General features: G+C 57.5%; 18 protein-coding genes. 17 read left to right on the top strand and 1 reads right to left on the bottom strand.

The window, feature by feature from the left end; genetic code table 11:
* The first annotated feature begins 17 nt into the window (after positions 1-17).
* Positions 18-893: a tRNA 2-thiocytidine(32) synthetase TtcA gene (gene ttcA / locus ACQK2Q_RS14185; RefSeq protein ID WP_425410396.1), complete on the top strand. Its 876-nt coding sequence runs from the start codon at positions 18-20 to the stop codon at positions 891-893.
* On the opposite strand, the gene ACQK2Q_RS14180 is transcribed toward ttcA, so the two are convergent.
* A complete protein-coding gene (locus tag ACQK2Q_RS14180) occupies positions 890-1,387 on the bottom strand; it encodes a DUF2937 family protein (RefSeq protein WP_425410395.1) in 498 nt (165 codons plus the stop codon). The genes ttcA and ACQK2Q_RS14180 overlap by 4 nt on opposite strands.
* A gap of 468 nt (positions 1,388-1,855) precedes the next feature.
* On the opposite strand from ACQK2Q_RS14180, the gene rimP reads away from it, so the two are divergent.
* The 16 genes from rimP to ACQK2Q_RS14100 all read left to right on the top strand — a co-directional run bounded on the left by rimP (position 1,856) and on the right by ACQK2Q_RS14100 (position 19,811).
* Positions 1,856-2,362, top strand: coding sequence for a ribosome maturation factor RimP (rimP, locus tag ACQK2Q_RS14175; protein ID WP_425410394.1), 507 nt, complete (start codon positions 1,856-1,858; stop codon positions 2,360-2,362).
* A 28-nt stretch (positions 2,363-2,390) separates the two neighbouring features.
* Positions 2,391-4,013: a transcription termination factor NusA gene (gene nusA / locus ACQK2Q_RS14170; protein WP_425410393.1), complete on the top strand. Its 1,623-nt coding sequence runs from the start codon at positions 2,391-2,393 to the stop codon at positions 4,011-4,013.
* Positions 4,014-4,038: 25 nt separating this feature from the next.
* A complete protein-coding gene (locus tag ACQK2Q_RS14165) occupies positions 4,039-4,632 on the top strand; it encodes a DUF448 domain-containing protein (RefSeq protein ID WP_425410392.1) in 594 nt (197 codons plus the stop codon).
* A gap of 137 nt (positions 4,633-4,769) precedes the next feature.
* Positions 4,770-7,403 (top strand): translation initiation factor IF-2, encoded by a 2,634-nt coding sequence (gene infB / locus ACQK2Q_RS14160; RefSeq protein WP_425410391.1) that lies wholly within the window; start codon positions 4,770-4,772, stop codon positions 7,401-7,403.
* Between the two features lie 29 nt (positions 7,404-7,432).
* Positions 7,433-8,197 carry a hypothetical protein gene (locus ACQK2Q_RS14155; protein ID WP_425410390.1) on the top strand — a complete coding sequence of 255 codons (765 nt, stop codon included), beginning with the start codon at positions 7,433-7,435 and terminating at the stop codon, positions 8,195-8,197.
* Positions 8,198-8,206: 9 nt separating this feature from the next.
* Positions 8,207-8,713 carry a GNAT family N-acetyltransferase gene (locus tag ACQK2Q_RS14150; protein ID WP_425410389.1) on the top strand — a complete coding sequence of 169 codons (507 nt, stop codon included), beginning with the start codon at positions 8,207-8,209 and terminating at the stop codon, positions 8,711-8,713.
* 64 nt (positions 8,714-8,777) lie between these two features.
* Positions 8,778-9,170, top strand: a complete 393-nt coding sequence (gene rbfA / locus ACQK2Q_RS14145) for a 30S ribosome-binding factor RbfA (protein ID WP_425410388.1) — start codon at positions 8,778-8,780, stop codon at positions 9,168-9,170.
* A 103-nt stretch (positions 9,171-9,273) separates the two neighbouring features.
* A complete protein-coding gene (locus tag ACQK2Q_RS14140; protein ID WP_425410387.1) occupies positions 9,274-10,332 on the top strand; it encodes a glycosyltransferase 61 family protein in 1,059 nt (352 codons plus the stop codon).
* A 136-nt stretch (positions 10,333-10,468) separates the two neighbouring features.
* A complete protein-coding gene (gene truB, locus ACQK2Q_RS14135; protein WP_425410386.1) occupies positions 10,469-11,401 on the top strand; it encodes a tRNA pseudouridine(55) synthase TruB in 933 nt (310 codons plus the stop codon).
* A gap of 102 nt (positions 11,402-11,503) precedes the next feature.
* Positions 11,504-12,733 carry a hypothetical protein gene (locus tag ACQK2Q_RS14130; protein WP_425410385.1) on the top strand — a complete coding sequence of 410 codons (1,230 nt, stop codon included), beginning with the start codon at positions 11,504-11,506 and terminating at the stop codon, positions 12,731-12,733.
* 79 nt (positions 12,734-12,812) lie between these two features.
* Positions 12,813-13,736 carry a substrate-binding periplasmic protein gene (locus ACQK2Q_RS14125; RefSeq protein ID WP_425410384.1) on the top strand — a complete coding sequence of 308 codons (924 nt, stop codon included), beginning with the start codon at positions 12,813-12,815 and terminating at the stop codon, positions 13,734-13,736.
* Positions 13,733-14,296: a CBU_0592 family membrane protein gene (locus tag ACQK2Q_RS14120; protein ID WP_425410383.1), complete on the top strand. Its 564-nt coding sequence runs from the start codon at positions 13,733-13,735 to the stop codon at positions 14,294-14,296. Before ACQK2Q_RS14125 ends, ACQK2Q_RS14120 begins: the two co-directional genes overlap by 4 nt.
* Before the next feature lie 43 nt (positions 14,297-14,339).
* On the top strand, positions 14,340-14,678 hold the full coding sequence (gene rpsO / locus ACQK2Q_RS14115) for a 30S ribosomal protein S15 (RefSeq protein WP_425411169.1): 339 nt from the start codon (positions 14,340-14,342) through the stop codon (positions 14,676-14,678).
* A 46-nt stretch (positions 14,679-14,724) separates the two neighbouring features.
* Positions 14,725-15,486: a 3-hydroxyacyl-CoA dehydrogenase gene (locus tag ACQK2Q_RS14110; RefSeq protein WP_425410382.1), complete on the top strand. Its 762-nt coding sequence runs from the start codon at positions 14,725-14,727 to the stop codon at positions 15,484-15,486.
* A 104-nt stretch (positions 15,487-15,590) separates the two neighbouring features.
* Positions 15,591-17,705 (top strand): polyribonucleotide nucleotidyltransferase, encoded by a 2,115-nt coding sequence (gene pnp, locus ACQK2Q_RS14105; RefSeq protein WP_425410381.1) that lies wholly within the window; start codon positions 15,591-15,593, stop codon positions 17,703-17,705.
* 165 nt (positions 17,706-17,870) lie between these two features.
* Positions 17,871-19,811 (top strand): DUF885 domain-containing protein, encoded by a 1,941-nt coding sequence (locus ACQK2Q_RS14100; RefSeq protein ID WP_425410380.1) that lies wholly within the window; start codon positions 17,871-17,873, stop codon positions 19,809-19,811.
* Positions 19,812-19,828: the final 17 nt, after the last annotated feature.

Below are 19,828 nucleotides of genomic sequence, written 5' to 3'. Positions count from 1 at the left end.
GGCTGAACCCATGGAGATTGAACGTGGCAAACGGCGCCGATCTCAAATCCCGAACTGACGCTTCGCGCACGTTGCCGCGCGTTTACGCCGATGCGCCTTCTTCGGTCTCGTTCAAGAAATTGCGCAAACGATTATTGCGCCAAACGCAGGACGCCGTGCGCCGATATGGTATGGACGGGGTACGGGCGGACGGATCTGCGCAAAAATGGCTTGTCTGTCTTTCCGGCGGCAAAGACAGCTACACCCTCCTGACGGCGTTGCTGGACCTGAAATGGCAAGGCGCGCTGAAGGCGGAACTCGTCGCGTGCAATCTGGATCAGGGCCAGCCCGGTTTCCCCAAGCATATTCTGCCGGATTATCTGGAAAGCCTGCGCGTTAATTATCGGATTATCACTGAAGACACCTACTCCATCGTCACCGACAAGGTGCCTGAGAATAAAACCTACTGTTCGTTATGTTCGCGGCTGAGGCGTGGAATTCTTTATCGTGTCGCGCGCGAGGAGGGCTGCGATGCTGTCGTGCTCGGCCATCACCGCGACGACGCGCTCGAAACATTCATGATGAACCTTTTCCATGGCGGACGTATGGCGGCGATGCCGCCGAAGCTCGTCAATGACGAAGGCGATTTGTTTGTTTTGCGCCCGCTTATCCTTTGCGCAGAAGAGGACATTGCAAAATTCGCCGCCGCGCTCAGATTTCCGATTATACCCTGCAATCTCTGCGGCAGTCAGGAAGGGTTGCAGCGCGAAGTCATGAAGCGGATGCTTGACGATTGGGAAGCGCGCGCGCCCGGCCGCCGGGAGGTGATGTTTCGCGCATTGCAGAACGTGCGCCCCAGCCATCTGGCGGATGAAAAGATATGGGATTTTGAAGCGCTTTCGAAAAAGCTCTAAGCGTAGCGTCTTCGCCCGCCGCCGAGTGCGCCGAGCAATCCGAAAATAAATGACGCGCCGCCCCACAGAACCGCAAATCCGCCGCCGGCGTAGATAAGCCCGTTTGTCGTTACAGGAACCGCCGGTTCAAACTGTTCGTAAACGGATTGTGTAATGTCATTCATCTGGGTGCGTGCGAGCACGAGAGGGCGCACCGTAGTGCTGGCGGCGTCAAGATCGGCCTTGTGCGCCACAAGCACTTCATAACGCTGCACGGCTGAAACATAGGTTTTGCATAACGCATCGAGAAGACCGGCCGCTGTGCGGCACTCGCCGATCGCTTGCTCGCGCGTATACCCGTAAGCAGCGATGTTTTCGTCGAATTGCTCAACAATGGGCTTTAACTCATCAAGGCGTCCCTGAAGGTTTTGCATATATTGAAGCGTAAAACCCGGGCCCTGAGAGCCCAGAACGGCGCCGGCGACACCCAGTAAAAATGCAAGCAAACGACCCACGACGCGACCCCTTTTGTAAGCTACGGACCCCTAAACACCATGCTTGACGATGATCTTGGCCCATCATGGCGGTAAAATCCATAGCGCCAGACGGCGTAATTAATCAGCTTGACGAACCCGGACTGTCGCGAAACCGCCGGCCGGTCCTCCATCAGCCTCCAGCGCTTGGGGCTAGTGAAATCGGGCTAGTCGCGCGAAGACATCCGGCGTTTTTCCAGTCTTTGCGCCCATCCGTCATACCCCGCGACCTCCAGGGGCGGCGGAAATCAAGATTTTTGCCGCAGCGCTTGGCTTCGAGGCTAGTTGTTTTCGGAAAGCCTTGTCGTTGTTTGCAAAAAAACCCTTCGGATTGGGGGCTGACAAAAGCGTTCCGGCGCCCTATATACCGCATCAAACGCTATCGGATTTGATAAGCGGGCCCCGCGGGGCCCGCTTTTTCGTTCCGGGCAGCGCTCATTGGAGCCGCTTTTGACGCACGAAACGCGCCTTGCCGAATTGATTGCACCGGTTGTCGACGCCGCCGGGTTCGAACTGGTGCGCGTGCGCGTCACCGGCGGCAGAACCAAAACGCTGCAGGTTATGGCCGAACGGGCAGACAGGACGATGAGTGCGGAAGATTGCGCGCGGCTGTCGCGTGCTTTGTCTCCCGTGCTCGAAGAGGCCGATCCGATTGATGGCCGCTATAATCTTGAAGTGTCCTCGCCCGGCATCGACAGGCCGCTGGTGCGGGAGAAAGACTTTGAGGAATGGCGGGGCTGGCCGGCGAAGCTGGAGCTGAATCGCCTTGTGGAAGGCCGCAAACGCTTCAAGGGCGTGCTTGCCGGGCTCGATGAAGGAAAAATTGCTTTCGATATCGAAGGCGAAGACGAAACGGCGCTCTTTCCAATGGAATGGATCGCAAGTGCGCAACTCATCCTGACGGATGATTTATTGCGCGAAACCATGAAGGCGGAAAAACAAAACCCGCCCGCTTAAGGAGACGAAAGATGATGGAGACCCTTCGATGACCGCAGTCAGCGCCAACAAGCTTGAGCTGATCCAGATCGCGGACGCTGTCGCGCGCGAGAAATCAATCGACAAATCGCTGGTCATTGAGGCGATGGAAGACGCGCTCGCCCGCGCTGCGCGCACCCGATACGGTCATGAAACGCTGGTCCGCGCGGAAATCAATCCGAAGACCGGCGAGACGAGGCTGTGGCGCCTTTTTGAAGTGGTCGATGAAATCGAAAACGACCAGACGCAAATTCTGGTGCAGGATGCGCGTCACCGTAATCCTGAAGCGGAAGTCGGCGACTTCATGTCTGAGCCGCTGCCCCCGATCGATTTCGGCCGTCAGGCTGCTATGGGCGCGAAGCAGGTTATCACGCAAAAGGTTCGCGAAGCCGAGCGCGACCGTCAGTATGAAGATTTCAAAGATCGCGTCGGCGAGATCATTAATGGCATCATTAAGCGCGTTGAATACGGCCACGTTATTGTGGACCTTGGCAAGGCTGAGGCGATTGTCCGCCGCGATCAGCAATTGCCGCGGGAAAATTATAGAAACGGCGATCGCGTGCGCGCCTATATCATGGATGTGCGCCGCGAAGCGCGGGGGCCGCAGATATTCCTGTCGCGCTCGCATCCGCAATTCATGGCGAAATTGTTCGAGCAGGAAGTGCCGGAAGTTTATGACGGCGTCATTGAGATCAAAGCCGTTGCGAGAGACCCCGGCAGCCGCGCAAAAATTGGCGTGTTTTCCAATGACAGCGGCATTGACCCGGTCGGCGCGTGCGTGGGCATGCGCGGCAGCCGCGTCCAGGCGGTGGTCAACGAGCTTGGCGGCGAGAAAATCGACATTGTGCCGTGGAACGAGAATGACGCGACATTTGTCGTGAACGCGCTGGCGCCTGCCGAAGTGACAAAAGTTGTTCTCGATGAAGAATTGCAGCGTATCGAGGTTGTCGTGCCGGACGAGCAATTGTCGCTCGCTATCGGTCGACGCGGCCAGAATGTTCGGCTCGCGTCTCAGCTTTCCGGTTATGAAATCGACATCATGACCGAAGAGGAAGAAAGCGCGAAGCGGCAGGAAGAGTTCCGTGTACGATCGGAACTGTTCATGACCGGTCTTGACGTTGACGACATGATGGCGGGCCTTCTGGTGTCGGAAGGTTTTGCGACAATCGAAGAGATTGCTTTCGTTGAAATCGAAGAGCTCATGGAAATTGACGGGCTTGACGAGGAAACTGCCGAAGAGCTGCAGGCGCGCGCAAAAGATTTTATCGAGGAAGAAAACAAGAAACTCGACGAAAAACGCAAGGAGCTTGGCGTTGCAGACGACATTACCGAACTGGACGGTCTTGATCTCAAGATGATCGTCACCCTTGGCGAAAACGACGTGAAGTCGCTGGAAGACCTCGCGGGCTGCGCCACGGACGACCTGACCGGATGGACCGAACGGGTCGATGGCGAGCGCAAGCACTATGACGGCATTCTTGAAGGCTACAAAATTGCGCCGGATGAAGCCGAAGATCTGATTATGCGCGCGCGCGTCAAGGCGGGATGGGTCACGCAGGAAGACCTCGACGCCATGCGCGCTGCTGAAGAAGAACAGGAAAACGAGGAGGCGGCGGCTGAAGAAAGCGTCTAAAACGCAACTTTCCGCGCGCCGCTGCGTGGCGACTGGCGATGCTTTGTCGCCAGGCGCCGGTTTGCGTTTCGTGCTCGCGCCTGACGGCGCGCTTGCCCCGGATTTTTCCGGCAAGCTGCCCGGGCGCGGCGCATGGCTGACGCCGACGCGCTCGGCGCTTGATGCGGCGTTGAAACGGGGCGCTTTCGCGCGCTCGTTCAAGGCGCCGGCGCCGGCGCCGGATGACCTGCCGGCGCGGGTTGAGGCGGGGCTGGCCAAAACGGCGCTTTCAGCGCTTGGGCTGGCGCGAAAGGCGGGTGATGTGGCGCTCGGGTTTGAGAAAGTCCGGGCTGTCCTCAAGAGCGGCGATGCGGCGGCGCTGGTTCACGCGGCGGACGCCGGCGCGGACGGCAAGCGTAAGCTCGCCGGGCTCGCGCTGGACGTTGAGGCGGTCGAGATTTTTTCCGCAGACGAGCTTTCTGCGGCGTTGGGGCGTGATGCGCCCGCGGTTCACGCGGTGCTGAAAAAAGGCCGCCCGGCGGAAAAGTTTCTGAGAGAGGCGCGACGGGTGAACGGTTTTCGCAGCGCTTCGACGGACGACAGAAAAACCGCGGGGCGCAGCTTCGCGAAAACCGGCTGAAACGCCGGAAAAGGTAAGGGGTTCGGTGTGGACCCGCGCCCTCCGGGGCTGTATGTCGATGGCGGCTTCAGGCGCGCGTTTAAGGTGCGCATGGGGCCATGATGAAGCGTCTTTGAAAGGGCGCATTTGGAGATTTGATGAGCGACGACGTCGAAACTGAAACGAAATCGAAATCGCCCCGCCGGCCGCTGACGCTCCGACGTACGGAGAAGGGCGCGGTCAAGCAGAGCTTTTCGCATGGACGCTCGAAAACCGTTGTCGTGGAAACGAAACGGCGTCGTGTCCTTACGCCTAAAACCGGCGAAGAAGCTAAAGCCGAGCCGAAACAGAAAGAAGCGCCTGAAAAGAAATCGGCGCGGCCGACCGTAAAGCCGTCAACAAAAGCGAAAGAAACCCCGGCGCCGGAAGAAAGCGGCGATAAAAAACAGGGCGCGGTTCTCAGAACGCTTTCCGATGATGAAAAACAGGCGCGGGCTTCCGCGCTCGCCAAGTCTCGCAAGGAAAAAGCCGAACGCGAAAAACGCGAAGCGGCCGAGCGTGCTGAACGCGAAGAGCGCGAAGCTGAAGAGCGCGCCCGCCTTGAGGAAGATCGCAAGCGCCAGGCCGAAGAAGAAACCCGCCGCAGCAAGGAAGCCGAGGCGCGGCGCAAGGCTGAAGAAGAAGCGCGTGAGGCATTGGAAGAGGAAGAGCGTGAGCGTAAAAAACGCAACGCCGCGAAGGCCGATGCGCGCGCCAAGGGTAAAGAAGCTGAAGACGAGCGCAAGGAAGACGCCGATCCGGCCAACCCGCTCGCACAGCTTGGCGGCCGTCTTAAAACGCGCCGAAAGGGCGCGGGCGGCGATGATCGCCGCGACACCAGCAAGACGAAGGAAACGCCGCGCCGGCGGTCCGGCAAGCTCACCATCGCCAATGCGCTGGACGACGAAGAGCGCCAGCGTTCTCTGGCGTCAGTCAAACGTGCGCGCGAACGTGAAAAGCAGGCGCGCCAGCAGCGCGCATCCGATAGCGGACGGGTCGTCCGTGACGTGACAATTCCCGAGACCATCACGGTGCAGGAGTTGGCGGCGCGGATGTCCATGCGCGCGGTGGACCTTGTCAAAGAACTGATGAAGCAGGGGCAGATGGTGACGGCCAACGCCGTTCTGGACGCTGATACGGCGCAGCTTGTCGCTGAAGATCTTGGTCACAGTGTGAAACGGGTTGCGGAAGCCGACGTGGAAGAAGGCCTCGAAGGCGATTCGGACAACGATGCGGATAAAAAGCCGCGCCCGCCGGTCGTCACGATCATGGGGCATGTCGATCACGGCAAAACCTCGCTGCTGGACGCGCTGCGCCAGACCGACGTGGTCGCCGGCGAAGCTGGCGGCATCACGCAGCATATCGGCGCTTATCAGGTGACGCTGGGCGACGACCGTAAGATCACATTCCTCGATACGCCAGGCCACGCCGCGTTCACACAGATGCGCGCACGGGGCGCCAGCGTAACCGACATCATCATTCTGGTGGTGGCGGCGGACGATTCCATCATGCCGCAAACCGAAGAAGCGATCAGCCACGCCAAGGCGGCTGGCGTGCCGATTATCGTCGCCATCAACAAGGTCGACAAACCGGACGCCGACCCCAACAAAGTCCGCACCGATCTGCTGCAATATGAAATTCAGGTCGAAAGCATGGGCGGCGACGTGCAGGATGTTGAGGTCTCGGCGCTGAAGAAGATGAATCTCGACGGACTTCAGGAAGCGATCCTGTTGCAGTCCGAGCTTCTCGAGCTGAAAGCAAATCCCGACCGGGCCGCCGACGGCGCCGTTGTCGAGGCGCGCCTCGATAAAGGCCGGGGCGCGGTGGCGACCATGCTGGTGGAGCGCGGCACGCTGAAGCGCGGCGATGTTATTGTTGTCGGCGCCGAATGGGGCAAGGTGCGCGCCATGTCCGACGACAAGGGGCAGCAGGTCAAGGAGGCCGGCCCCGCCTACCCGGTTGAGGTTCTGGGCCTCAACGGCGTGCCTGAACCCGGCGACAAATTTAATGTGGTTGCGTCGGAAGCGCGTGCGAGAGAGATTGCTGAATTCCGTCAGCGCCAGCGCCGTGAAAAAGCGGCCGCGAAATCCTCCGGCACATCGCTGGAACAGATGATGGCGCAGTTGCAGGATTCGGAAATCAAGGAATTGCCTATCGTCATCAAGGGCGACGTGCAGGGCTCCATTGAGGCGATCGTCAGTTCGCTGGATAAGATGAGTACGGAAGAAGTGCGCGTGCGCGTCCTACATACGGGCGTCGGCGGCATTTCCGAGAGCGATGTCATCCTGGCCGAGGCGTCCTCCGCCCCGGTCATCGGGTTCAACGTGCGCGCCAACAAGCAGGCGCGCGATGAGGCCGAGCGTTCCGGCGTCGAAATCCGCTATTATTCGGTGATCTACGATCTCCTCGACGACTTGAAGGGTGTGTTGTCAGGCATGCTGGAACCCGAATTGCGCGAGACCTTCCTCGGCAACGCGGAAATTCTCGAGGTCTTCTCGATTTCCAAGCACGGCAAGGTCGCCGGCTGCCGCGTCACCGAGGGCAAGGTGGAGCGCGGCGCGAAGGTGCGCCTTATCCGCGACGACGTCGTCATTCACGAAGGCGAGCTCTCCCAGCTCAAGCGCTTCAAGGACGATGTGCAGGAAGTGCCCGGCGGCCAGGAATGCGGTATGAGCTTCGCCAACTACGAGGATATGAAAGTCGGCGACGTTATCGAATGCTTCCGCGTTGAGAAAGTGACGCGGACTCTCTAGTCTCCCTTTCCGTGGAAACGGGAGGGATTATGCAAAGTCGTTTTGTTGGCTTACTTGCCTTTGCTTCAATGCTGTCGGGGTGCGCTGCGACAACCTCAGGAGCGCCGCCAACCGGTTTGGGTGGTGATAAAGAACGATCCAAGGAAAATATTACCTATTCACAGGAAAAACAGCGTGCCTTTGAGACTTTGACGGGGCTGAAGTTTCCAGCTGTTGCGACAGAAGTGGCTGAGTATTGCGACAAAATTGCGCCGCCAGTTGAAGGCGTTATCGCCAGTGTTGCCGGTTATGCAGACGACCGTGCGTGTCGGCGTTTACATCGTTGCGCCCGTCCGCTTGCAGAAGGCGGATATCATTACGTTGAAGTTGAATTTACGCCGCTGCGAAGTGTGCCGACGGCGTCTTTGAGCGCTGGAAAGTATAAAATCTATTTGTCTGATATCGGTGATCCTGCTTGTGCCACCTATAATCGATACATCAATAATCTCAATGATGAAGAACGTCGCCGCGCGACACGGCCGCCGGTGAATAAATGTTTTGCACTAGCAAAAATTTCTACATTCTCGTCTAAATATACGGTTTCAGAATCTAGAGAGTTTAATATCGATGTTGGCGATTTTCGGCACGTGGAGAACAAAACAATCATAAAAGATACCAAATCTGGCGATGTTGTTGTCGCCAGCAAAAGGATCATCTTTGGGTCGAGAGATCTGGATCCCGATTGGTACATAAGTTGTAGTAACAAGAGTGAAAGGGAAAGCTTTGTTAGGTCGGTGTTGCCTCCGATAAGATGACGGATAACCATGCTCCGCCTTCTCGACCCTGACCGCGACGGCCCCGACTTGCACGCCATTTTCGGCGATGAGGAAAGCTGCCGGTACATGACGGGACCGGCTTTCGCATCGGTTGCGGAAACTGTTTCCAATCTAAAAACATGGAACGAGGGAACCGAAGACACGACCTGGGCGATTGTCGAGCGTGAAGACGGCGCGGCGCTGGGGCGCATCACATTGATACCGCGCGGCCCTGCGGTTTTCGAAACCGGGATCATGGTCTGCCCCGAGGCGCGCGGGCGCGGTCTCGCCCATGCCGGCCTCGCGCAGGCGCTCGATATCGCCTTTGAAAATCATGACGCCCGGCGGATTTACGCTGATATTGATCCGGACAATACGCCCTCGCTCCGGCTGTTCGAGCGGCTTGGCTTCCGGCAGGAAGGGCTGTTGCGCGCCGCCTGGAAAACCCATATCGGCGTGCGCGATTCCGTCATTATGGGGCTGATCGACCGCGACCCGCGGCCGTGGAAGGCTTAATCTGACGAGTATTATTCGGCGCAAGGGTTTTCTCCCTCATCGCCCGCGCCTATCTTGAGCAGCTATGGCAAACCGGTTTTCCAGTAAAAAAGGCCCTTCCCAGCGTCAGCTACGCGCTGGGGAGCTTATTCGTCATGCGCTTGTTGAGATTTTGCAGCGCGAGCCCTTGCGCGATCCTGCGCTTGACGGCGTATCTATCACAGTGAGCGAAGTGCGCGTATCGCCCGATTTGAAACAGGCGAGCGTTTACGCGGCGCCCTTGGGCGGCGAAGCGCAAGCCGAAACGATCGCGGCGCTTAACCGGGTTGCGTCTTACCTGCGGGGCGTATTGGGGAAGAAAATTGAGCTGAAATTTACCCCGGCGCTCAAATTCGTAAGCGACGAAACATTCGAAGAGGCGCAAAGAATCGATGAATTGCTCGCTCGTCCGGAAGTGGCCCGCGATTTGAAATCCTGAAATCCGGAACATTCCAAATGCGATCGTCTCCGGCCAGCTATTGCCGCTGGCTTTAAGGCGCCGCCTTTGCAAAGATAATATTCACATTTACAGATCGGGTCGAATGAACGCTATTTTTCGTCACGCGAAGTTTCAGGTTCCGCTTGTCCAGATGCGCGACCGGATTTCCTCTGTCTGGCGCGGCGCGTCGTCGCTGTTGAAATTGTATCAGCCGCTCTCGGAGGAAGAGAATGCGGTCGAGCAGCACGGCGCCGTCCCGTTCAAGGGCGATATTCCCCGTAAAGCCGGCGATGCGCATCACCAGTTTCGTCTTGTTTATAAGCAGCCGAGGCCTGCCGCCGAAAAAGTTGAAAACCTCATCGTCACGCCGGAAGGCGCGGGCTGGAAAGACGGACGGCTTTTTGAGAAATATTCAGCCGGCAAACCGGGCCTGCGCATGCTCGCAGGCGCGCATGCGCCGGTGCGCGAAGTCGATGAAGGCTACTTCATTCAGTCAGAACATACTGATACGTTCGGCGACTGGACGTCGGAATATTTATCGCCGCTGTCGCTGCTGCCTGAGATTTCCGCGCCGGTCTTTCTGCCCCGGTCAATGGCCAAAAAAGCTTATGTGCGCCGCGATGCGGAGCGGACCGGGTTGCAATTTGTGGATATCGACGCGCCAATACGCATCCGTAATGCGACGGTTGTGCGGTTACAGCGCTACATTCGCTATTGGCGCGCCAAAGATGTAATGGCGCTCAGGAAACTGTTGAATGTGGAGCCGGTGACGCCTCAATCCGGATCGCTTCTCTATCTTTCGCGTTATGGCGAGACGTCCGAGGTTGCAACGCGAACGCACCCCAATCTGATGATTGAAGAGGTCATCAAGGAACGCGGCGGCGTCGTATTGCGAACTGGCGAGACACGTCTTGAAGACTACCTGAACGCAGCCCGCTACGCTGAAACGATTTTGTACGATCACGGATCGGCGGCGTATAATATGATTTACTGGAGCCCCAAGCGAGCGGTGGAATTCGTCAGCGACGCCTGGTGGATGAACAGCTTCCTGTTTTTTGCAGAAGGGCTCGGCGTTCATGATTACAACATTATCTGTACGGACCGCGGCGGCCTCGACAGCGTTCGGGACCGGCTCAACGCTGTGCTTGATGCGCCGTTGTAAGAGGCCGGGTCCGCCACGGGACGAGAGCGTGCTGCCTTGACCTCAGCCGTCAGACCTGTTTGAACCCCAATCCGCCGCCGCACCGTTCGAACCGGGGCGCCGGCTTGCGATCAACAGTAAAAAAGGAGCGCCCTTGATGGGCAGACGGCGCAAAAAAGGCCGGCCGATTTCGGGCTGGCTGATTATTGATAAAGCTTATGATTTCGGATCAACCGAAGCGGTCTCTAAAGCAAAGTGGCTGTTTCAGGCGCAAAAGGCGGGGCATGCAGGTACGCTGGATCCGTTGGCGACAGGCGTTTTGCCAATTGCGTTCGGTGAAGCGACAAAAACGGCGTCTTTTGTCATGGAGGCGCAAAAACATTACCGGTTTACGGCCCGATGGGGTGAGGCGCGCAGCACCGATGACTCCGAAGGCGACATTATCGCAACTTCCGATGTGCGCCCTTCCAGCGAACAAATCGATGCAGTGTTGAATGATTTTATCGGGGAGATATCGCAAACGCCGCCCCAGTTCTCAGCAATCAAAGTGGGCGGCGAACGCGCATATGACCTCGCAAGGGACGGGCAGGCCGTGGCGTTGGAGCCCCGCCGGGTCATGATTTACGAATTGCGTATCGTGGATACGCCGTCAGCGGACGAAACTGTATTTGAAGCGATAACAGGCAAGGGCGCATATGTCCGTTCGCTTGTCCGCGACATCGCCCATGCGCTCGGAACCGAAGGGTATGTCAGCGCCTTACGCCGGCTTGCTGTTGGCTCCCTTCGGGCGGAGGACGGCATCACGCTCGAGGCGCTTGAATCGCTTGAAGGCGTAGAGGAACGTGATCGGGCGCTGTTGCCGGTTATCGATGCGCTTTCCATGATGCCGCAGGCGGCGATAGACGGTCCGCAGGCGGATAGGTTGCGCCACGGGCAGGCGGCGGTGGTGTCTGCCGCGATCGCCAAGGGCGTGCGCGGCGAGCGCGCCGGAACGGTGGAAGGCGTGCTGGCGGTTATGCATGATGAAGCTGTAGCGATTTGCGAACTCGATGGGCTGAAACTGAAACCGACACGGGTTTTAAACGCTTAGCGTCGCCTTTCATGCGATCAAATCAACTCGTCACGGCCTTTCGAGGTCGTGAATTTTTGTGTTATGCATGGCCAGACGTCGAAGTAACAGGGGGCGGCGAGCGTGCGCATCGTCACGATTTCACCGATATTTACGCCATTGCGCCTGAAACCCGGCATTGATCCGCGGTCAGTCATGTATCGTGAAATTTTGCAGGCGATTACAACGCGCCGCGATCTGATTACAGCCGATCAAGAGGACGAGGAGGGGGATTACGACAATCTGGAGAAGGACGGATATGATTTGCGCTTGTTTGAATGGCGGCCGAAATCGGAAGAAGCCGGCGTGCGTGCGCGATATCATATTTATCCGAATGGCGTCTCGATTGCGCAAATCGAATTTGACGACGTAAACGGGCGCGACCCGCACAAGCTTGAAGACTACGCCAAGGACGAAACACGCCGTATTATCGACGATCATGCCGCCGAACTGGAAAAAGCGCTGACGTCGGCGGCGAAATCTATCCCGGCTCAATACAGGGAGCGGCAAGACCACAGAGACGATCGGCCCACCCGGATCAATTGGATTGCAAGGGCGCTTGTGTTTTCCGATGCCGAGCGCAAAGAGCCCGCCTGCCAGGCGCTGATCGAAGAATGGCTCTTGCACACAGCGCATCCTGAAGATGCGCAAAAGCTGATAAACGGCGATACCGACCATTCCATGACATGGGTCCGCTACGTGATAGTTGAGAATGCGACGGGCAGGCCGGAGAAAACCCGCATGCTGCTTTCCGCCATGCGGATTGCGCAGTTTTTTTACGCCTCACAGAAAGCATTGAACGATCAAACGCAGGCAACCATATCGCGCGCATATTTCGTGAAAAACATCCGCCGCGCTGAAAAGATGCTGGTGGACGCCCGCGCGAAAATGCAGATGCTGCGTATTCAATACGGCGTGCAGCAGAATTTCCTGAACAGAAACAAGCGTCGCATCTTCGACGAAATCGTCAAAGTCTGGGATTTCGAGGCTTTGATTGAGAACGGCGCGCGTATGAACGAGGCTTGTTCGGCCAGGATTAACGAGATTTCGGGTGCGCGCCGGGAGCGCAGCGCGGTGGTCACGGATATCATTCTTGCGGTGATCGGCTTTCTTGCGGTTATTGATGTTTCGCTGGGGCTGACTGAATACAGCCGCGAGGTCATGTCGCGTCCGGTTCTTGAATACACAGATAATCAGCCGTCGCGAATCCTGTCCGCCGTTGCGTCAGTGGATATTGATTTCATGCTGCTAGGCGGCGCGCTGTCCATCATCTTGCTGATTGGAATATATGGCTACTGGAAAATCAATAAATAGGCTTATTCGTTGTATTGGCGCGGCGTTTGTTGCGGCGTCCGCGGCTGGCGTTTCAGCGCATGCGCAAGCGCCGGTTAAGGTGTATACGGATGATTGGCCGCCCTATGTGCGCACAACCGGCGCCGATCCGGGTATCGCCGCGCGCGTCGTGCGCCTGGTGCTTGACGATATGGGGCGGGAAGCTGAATTTCAGTATTACGGATATGCTTATGGCTATCATTTGATGAAGACCGGCGCGCCCGGGCTGTCTTTTCCGTATTTCGAAACGCAAGCCCGGAAAGGAGAAGTGCTCTTCTCCGCGCCGCTGTTTCAAGTTCGAACGCTTATCTTCTACAATCGCCGGTTTCATAGTCTTGCGACCTGCGATGAAAGTTTAAGCACGCTGCAATTCGGCCGTGTCGCCGGATATAGTTACGGCGAGGAATTTGACTCATTGATGCGCAATGAAGAGGTTTTTTCTGCTGAAGCGGAAGCTATCGAGGCGCTGTTGAACGGACAGATAGACGCGCTTCCGATGACGGCGTCCGTGGCGAGCGCGTTTCTTGATGAACAATTTCCGGATCGCCGCCAGCTCGTTCGCGCGATCGATGATTGTTCGACTGACTCGCAGTTACATGTCGTCGCGCCCAATACGGAAAGCGGCCGCGCGCTTTTGGAGGCTTTCAACGCCAGCCATGCGCGTCTTTCTGAAGAGGGCGTTCTCGCCTATACAGACGAGACGACATTCACGGGCTTTGCACAACGCGAAGACATTGTAGAGCTGGTCGCGGCTGAAGGTTTTCCGGTGATTGTAGGGCGCGATGCGGGCGCGAATGATTATTTCGCCTTGCCGCAGGGCACGCGCGCAACAGTAAAGCAGTGGAGCCGCCGTATCAGCGAGGGGTCAAAAACCGATCGGCTGTATCAAACGATGGTTGATGAGAGCGTTGTCGTAATTTTAAACGGGCCGCATGTCGGCAAAGAGCTCCGCGTTAAAAACATGCATATCAATATAGTTGAATGATGCTGACGATTGTCGGATGGGTCTCCACCGCCATCTACCTTGGTAATCACGGCTATTTATCCACGCACCGCAATTACCGGCCGAATATCTATTACGCGTTGAACTTCATCGGCGCGAGCGGCATTGTCGTCAGTTCCGCCGCCATCGCGTCGTGGCAAGCGGTTGTGGTCAACGTATTCTGGGCGGGTTTGAGCCTGCTGGCGCTGAGCGGGACAGCTTTGCCGGAGAGCATGCGTCTTTCCGAACGCTGGATCCTCACGCCGCTGGCTATACTCGGCGCGGGCGGTCTCGCATACGGGTTTGCGGATTTTCCAGCCGGCATGGCGGCGCTCGGTTGGGCTGCGACGGGCCTTTTTTCAGGCGGTTATTTGCTGTTCGCCGCCGGAGCGGTGCGGCGCAGGCGCTTCCTGCTTTATAATATTTTCGCCGCTTATGGGCTTGTGCCGATATTGTATCTGGACGCCAATTGGCCGGTGCTCGCGCTTGAGCTGGCCTGGGGAACGATTTCCATTGCGGGATGGGTCGCCGCTATCCGCAATCCGCCGCAGGAGCACTATTAGCGCCCCTTGCCATTCATGCGCTTTTCCCTCATAAGCCGCCCAAATCTACCGACCTTGCTGGACGGCGTCCCGGCTTGGCCGGCATTTAAAGGGGACGCCGCGGAGAAAAGTTATGTCGATTACGGCTGGCCGTAAGGCCGATCTTATCAAAAAATTTGCGCAAAAAGACGGCGACACGGGCTCGCCGGAGGTTCAGGTTGCAATCCTGTCGGAGCGCATTTCGAATCTGACCGAACATTTTAAAGAGCATAAAAAAGACAATCACTCGCGCCGCGGTCTGTTGAAGATGGTTTCCCAGCGCCGGCGCCTGCTCGATTACGTCAAGCGCGGCGACGAGGCGCGCTATAAGAAGCTGATCGAGGAACTCGGCCTGCGCCGTTAGTCTTGGTTGAAGCCTTCGCCGTTAGCATAAACTGGAGCCTGTTTTCATGAATCTATCCGGATCGAGTGCAATCATAACGGGCGGCGCCTCCGGTCTTGGCGCGGCGACGGCCGAGGGCCTGAACGGCGCCGGCGCGAAAGTCGCGCTCTGGGATTTAAATGAAGAAAAAGGCGAAGCACTGGCGCAAGAGCTCGGTGGCGTTTTTTGCAAGACCAATGTCTGCGACGAAGACAGCATCAATGCAGCGCTGGAAAAATCCATCGCAGCAAACGGGTCTCCATCGATCCTTGTGAACTGCGCCGGGATCGCCATTGGCGAGAAAACCGTCGGCAAAAACGGTCCGCACGTACTCGATAATTTTAAGCGGGTTATTGAAATAAACCTCATCGGGACTTTCAACTGCATTCGCCTCGTGGCGGCGCAGATGGAAAAGAACGATCCGCAGGCCGATGGAGAACGCGGCGTTATTGTGAACACCGCCTCCGTCGCCGCCTTTGACGGCCAGATCGGTCAAGCCGCCTACTCTGCGTCGAAAGCGGGCGTGGCGGGCATGACATTGCCGATAGCGCGCGACCTGATGAGCATTGGCGTGCGGGTCAACACGATTGCGCCCGGCATTTTCTGGACGCCGATGATGGCGGGCATGGACCAGAAGGTTCAGGATGCGCTCGCCGCCATGGTGCCGTTTCCGAAACGCCTGGGAACGCCTGAGGAGTATGCGTCCCTTGCGCTTGAAATTTGCCGCAACAGTTACATGAACGGCGAAACCATAAGGCTCGATGGAGCCATTCGAATGCAGCCGAGATAATAGCCGCGCCGCCTGAACAAGGCGGCGCTTTTGATTTCGGTTTCATAAACCCCGGGCTTTCGCGATCCGCGCGGAAGCCGTCACGTAAGAAAAGAAGAGAACTTATGTTTAACATCACGAAAAAATCGATCGAATGGGGCGGCAGAACGCTGACGCTCGAAACAGGGCGTATTGCGCGACAGGCTGACGGCGCCGTGCTTGCGACTTACGGTGATACCACTGTCCTTGCCGCGGTCACAGCTGCCAAGGAACCGAACCCTAATTTCGATTTCTTTCCACTCACAGTACATTATCAGGAGCGTTATTACGCCGCCGGTCGTGTACCGGGCGGGTACTTCAAACGTGAAGCGCGTCCGACTGAAAAAGAAACGCTGACCTCGCGCCTTATCGACCGGCCAATCCGCCCGTTGTTCGCCAAGGGCTTTAAAAACGAAGTGCTCGTCGTTGCTCAAGTGTTGAGCCACGATCTTGAGAACGACCCGGACGTTGTCGCCATGATCGCGGTGTCTGCGGCGCTGACGATTGCCGGCGTGCCGTTTATGGGTCCGATTGCTGCGGCGCGCGTTGGTTATATCAACGGTGATTACGTTCTGAATCCGACCATCGATGAAATGCCGGACACGCAGCTCGATCTCGTCATGGCCGGCACGTCCGACGCCGTGATGATGGTGGAATCCGAAGCCAAAGAGCTTTCCGAAGACGTCATGCTCGGCGCGGTGAATGCCGGCCACAAAGCGGCGAAGGAGGCCATTGGTCTGATTATCGATTTCGCGGAAGATTGCGCCAAAGAGCCGTGGGAATTTACGCCGCCAGACAATTCTGACGTAGAATCCAAAGTGCGCGGCCTTGTGGAAGACGATGTGCGTGCGGCGTATAAAATCACTATCAAGCAGGATCGCCAGAATGCGCTGGCGGCGGCCAAGGATAAAGCGGTCGAAGCGTTATGCGATGATGAAAATGAAGCGGCGCCCTCCAAATCGGTTGTTGGCGGCGCCTTCAAGTCTATTGAATCTGATATCGTGCGCGGCGGCATTCTCGATACCGGGGAACGCATAGACGGCCGGGACACGAAAACGGTCCGTCCGATTGTCGCCGAAGCCGGCGTTCTTCCGCGCACGCATGGCTCGTCGCTGTTCACGCGCGGCGAAACGCAGGCGCTGGTGGTGGCGACTCTCGGCACTGGCGAGGATGAGCAGTTTATCGACGCGCTGGAAGGCACGCGTAAGGAAGCGTTCCTTCTGCACTACAACTTCCCTCCCTATTCGGTCGGCGAAGTTGGCCGTATGGGCTTTACTGGCCGCCGCGAGATCGGCCACGGCAAGCTCGCCTGGCGTGCGCTGAAAGCTGTTCTTCCGACCCAGGAAGAATTTCCTTACGTTATTCGTCTGGTCTCGGAGATCACCGAATCCAACGGCTCGTCTTCAATGGCGACTGTCTGCGGGGCGTCGCTCGCCATGATGGATGGCGGCGTGCCGATCAAGCGTCCGGTGGCGGGCATCGCCATGGGGCTGATTCTCGAGGGTGAGAAATACGCCGTCCTGTCCGATATTCTCGGCGACGAGGATCATCTTGGCGACATGGACTTCAAGGTGGCCGGCACCGATCAGGGCGTTACCTCCCTGCAGATGGACATCAAGATCGCCGGCATCACGGAAGAGATCATGCAAGTTGCACTTGGTCAGGCGAAAGACGGCCGCATGCATATTCTCGGCGAGATGGGTAAAGCGCTCGACCACGCCCGCGAAGAGCTTGGCGATTACGCGCCGCGGATCGAAACAATGCAGATCTCCAAGGACAAGATCCGGGACGTTATCGGGTCAGGCGGTAAAGTGATCCGCCAGATAGTCGAAGAAACCGGCGCCAAGATTAATGTGGACGATGAAGGTCTCATCAAGATTGCGTCGAGCGACAAGGCGCAGATTGATGCGGCGTATAAATGGATTCATTCCATTGTGGCCGAGCCGGAAGTCGGAGAAATCTACAAAGGCAAAGTCGTCAAGACCATGGATTTCGGCGCGTTCGTGAATTTCTTCGGGCCGCGCGACGGGCTTGTGCATATCTCGCAACTATCCGACGGGCGCCCAGAAAAAACGACTGATGTGGTCAAGGAAGGCGACGAAGTTTTCGTGAAACTTCTCGGTTTTGATGACCGCGGCAAAGTCCGTCTTTCCATGAAAGTAGTCGATCAGGAGTCCGGCAAGGAGATTGAGCGGGATTAATCGCTTGATTTTATTTAATATCTTGTGGAAAGCGGGGCCTGTGGCAATCGGGCGCCGCTTTTCTTTTTTCAGGCGCCAAACAGAGCATAGGCGCTTTGGATAGGCGCGCGGCGGCGCTAATCTCAAACGTGATTCGGACGCGGGAAGATTAAGGGGACGGGGACAATGAGAATTTTCAGAAAGCAGATTGCAGCGGGAGCTGGGCTTTGCGCATTGCTGGCGGCCGGTTCTTGCGGCGATCGCTCCTCGCCTGTCGAAAACAGCGCCCCTGTCGCCGATGAGTTGGACAATGTTGAAACAGAACCCGCCGATCCGTCCGAGGCTTTTCTGGCCATGGCGGAGCGCCATAGTATTCTGTGGCTTGAGCAAAACCCTGAAAGCGCCAGCGATCTCGGCGTGTCGGAGGAGATTGCGGGCGCAGGCTATAATGCGCGCCTCGGCGGCTACGGTTTTGAAGCGCATCAGAATATGCGCGCCCTTAATGAACAATTCCTGCAGGAATTACGAAGCTATAACCGCTCGGCGCTGACAGATACCGCGGCGACGACGTACGACGTTCTGAAGAACGCGTATGATACCGCCGCGCGGCGCAACCAGTTTGATTTCGGCGGCGCTGCGCCCGCTGGCGGCGCCGTGCCGGCGGTGGGCGCCGGCTGGGCGATTACGCCGTATTTCGTAACGCAGCTCACCGGGCTCCATCTGACTTTGCCGCAACTGTTAACCACAGGCCAGCCGCTTGAAACGCGGGCTGATGCGGAGGCTTACATCGCGCGCATGAATGAATTTGGCCGTGCTTTCGACGAGGCCATCGAAACGATCGGCGCGGATGCTGCGTTGGGGGTTGTGCCGCCGCGTTTTGTAATCAACGGCGTTATCGCCTCACTGGAAGGGTTTGCGCAGACCGCGCCTGCGGACAACCCCTTGATTGTCACGCTGAACGAAAAGCTGGCAAACGTTGAAGGGCTCAGCGCGGAAGACAGAGCCGACTTTACAGAGCGCGCCACCCAGGCGCTGACGGCGAATGTTTATCCGGCCTATCAACGGCTCACCGCGGCGATGGAGCAATTGCTGGCGCAATCGGACGATACGCCTGGCGTATGGCGGCTCGGTGAAGAAGGGGAGGCGTATTATCAGTTTGCCCTGAATGCGTATGGCGCTGGCGGCATGACCGGCGAAGACATTCATGAACTCGGTCTTTCGGAAGTGGAACGCATTACTGCGGAAATGGACGCAATTTTAAAAGCCGAGGGGCTGGCGCAAGGCAGCGTCGCTGAGCGAATGGAAATTATCTCGGCGCGTCCTGAAAGTGTTTTCGCCAATAACGATCAGGGCCGTGAAGAATTGCTGTCGATGCTGCGTGAGCAGATCAATGCGGTGATGGCCGTTGCGCCGCAATGGTTCAATGTCCTGCCGGAGCAATCCGTAGAGGTGCGCCGTATTCCTGTTTACGAACAGGATTCATCGCCGGGCGCTTATTACTCACCAGGGCCGATCGACGGGTCGCGTCCCGGCAATTACTGGATCAATCTCAAGAGTACGGCGGACAATCCGAAATTCAGCCTGCGCACGCTGACCCATCATGAAGCCGTGCCGGGACATCATTTTCAGACATCTCTGCAGCGCTCCATCGACGACATGCCGCTTATCAGAAATATGTTGAGCTATTCGGAATTCTCAGAAGGCTGGGCGCTCTACGGCGAACAACTCGCGAAGGAAATGGGCATGTACGAAGGCGACCCGCTCGGCGATCTGGGCCGGCTTCAGGCGGAGATTTTTCGTGCGGCGCGGCTCGTCGTTGATAGCGGGATGCATCATAAACGCTGGTCCCGAGAACAGGCGATTGATTACATGGTCGCCGCCACCGGTGAAACGCGCGCATCGGTAACCCGAGAAATTGAACGTTATGCGGCTGTCCCAGCCCAAGCCTGCTCTTACAAGCTCGGCATGATACGGATCGGGGCGTTCCGCGCCAAGGCGGAGGCCGAACTGGGAGAGGCATTCGACATTCGTGAATTTCACGATCAAGTTCTGCTTTCCGGATCCATGCCCATGCAGGTGCTGGAGCGAAAAATCGACGCCTGGATCGAAAGCAAGAAGGGTGCTTGACGGTTTCGCATACGAAT

Source organism: Hyphococcus sp., from assembly GCF_965228385.1.
In the GTDB taxonomy this organism is placed as follows: domain Bacteria; phylum Pseudomonadota; class Alphaproteobacteria; order Caulobacterales; family Parvularculaceae; genus Hyphococcus.
This window is presented reverse-complemented; position numbering and strand designations above follow the sequence as displayed.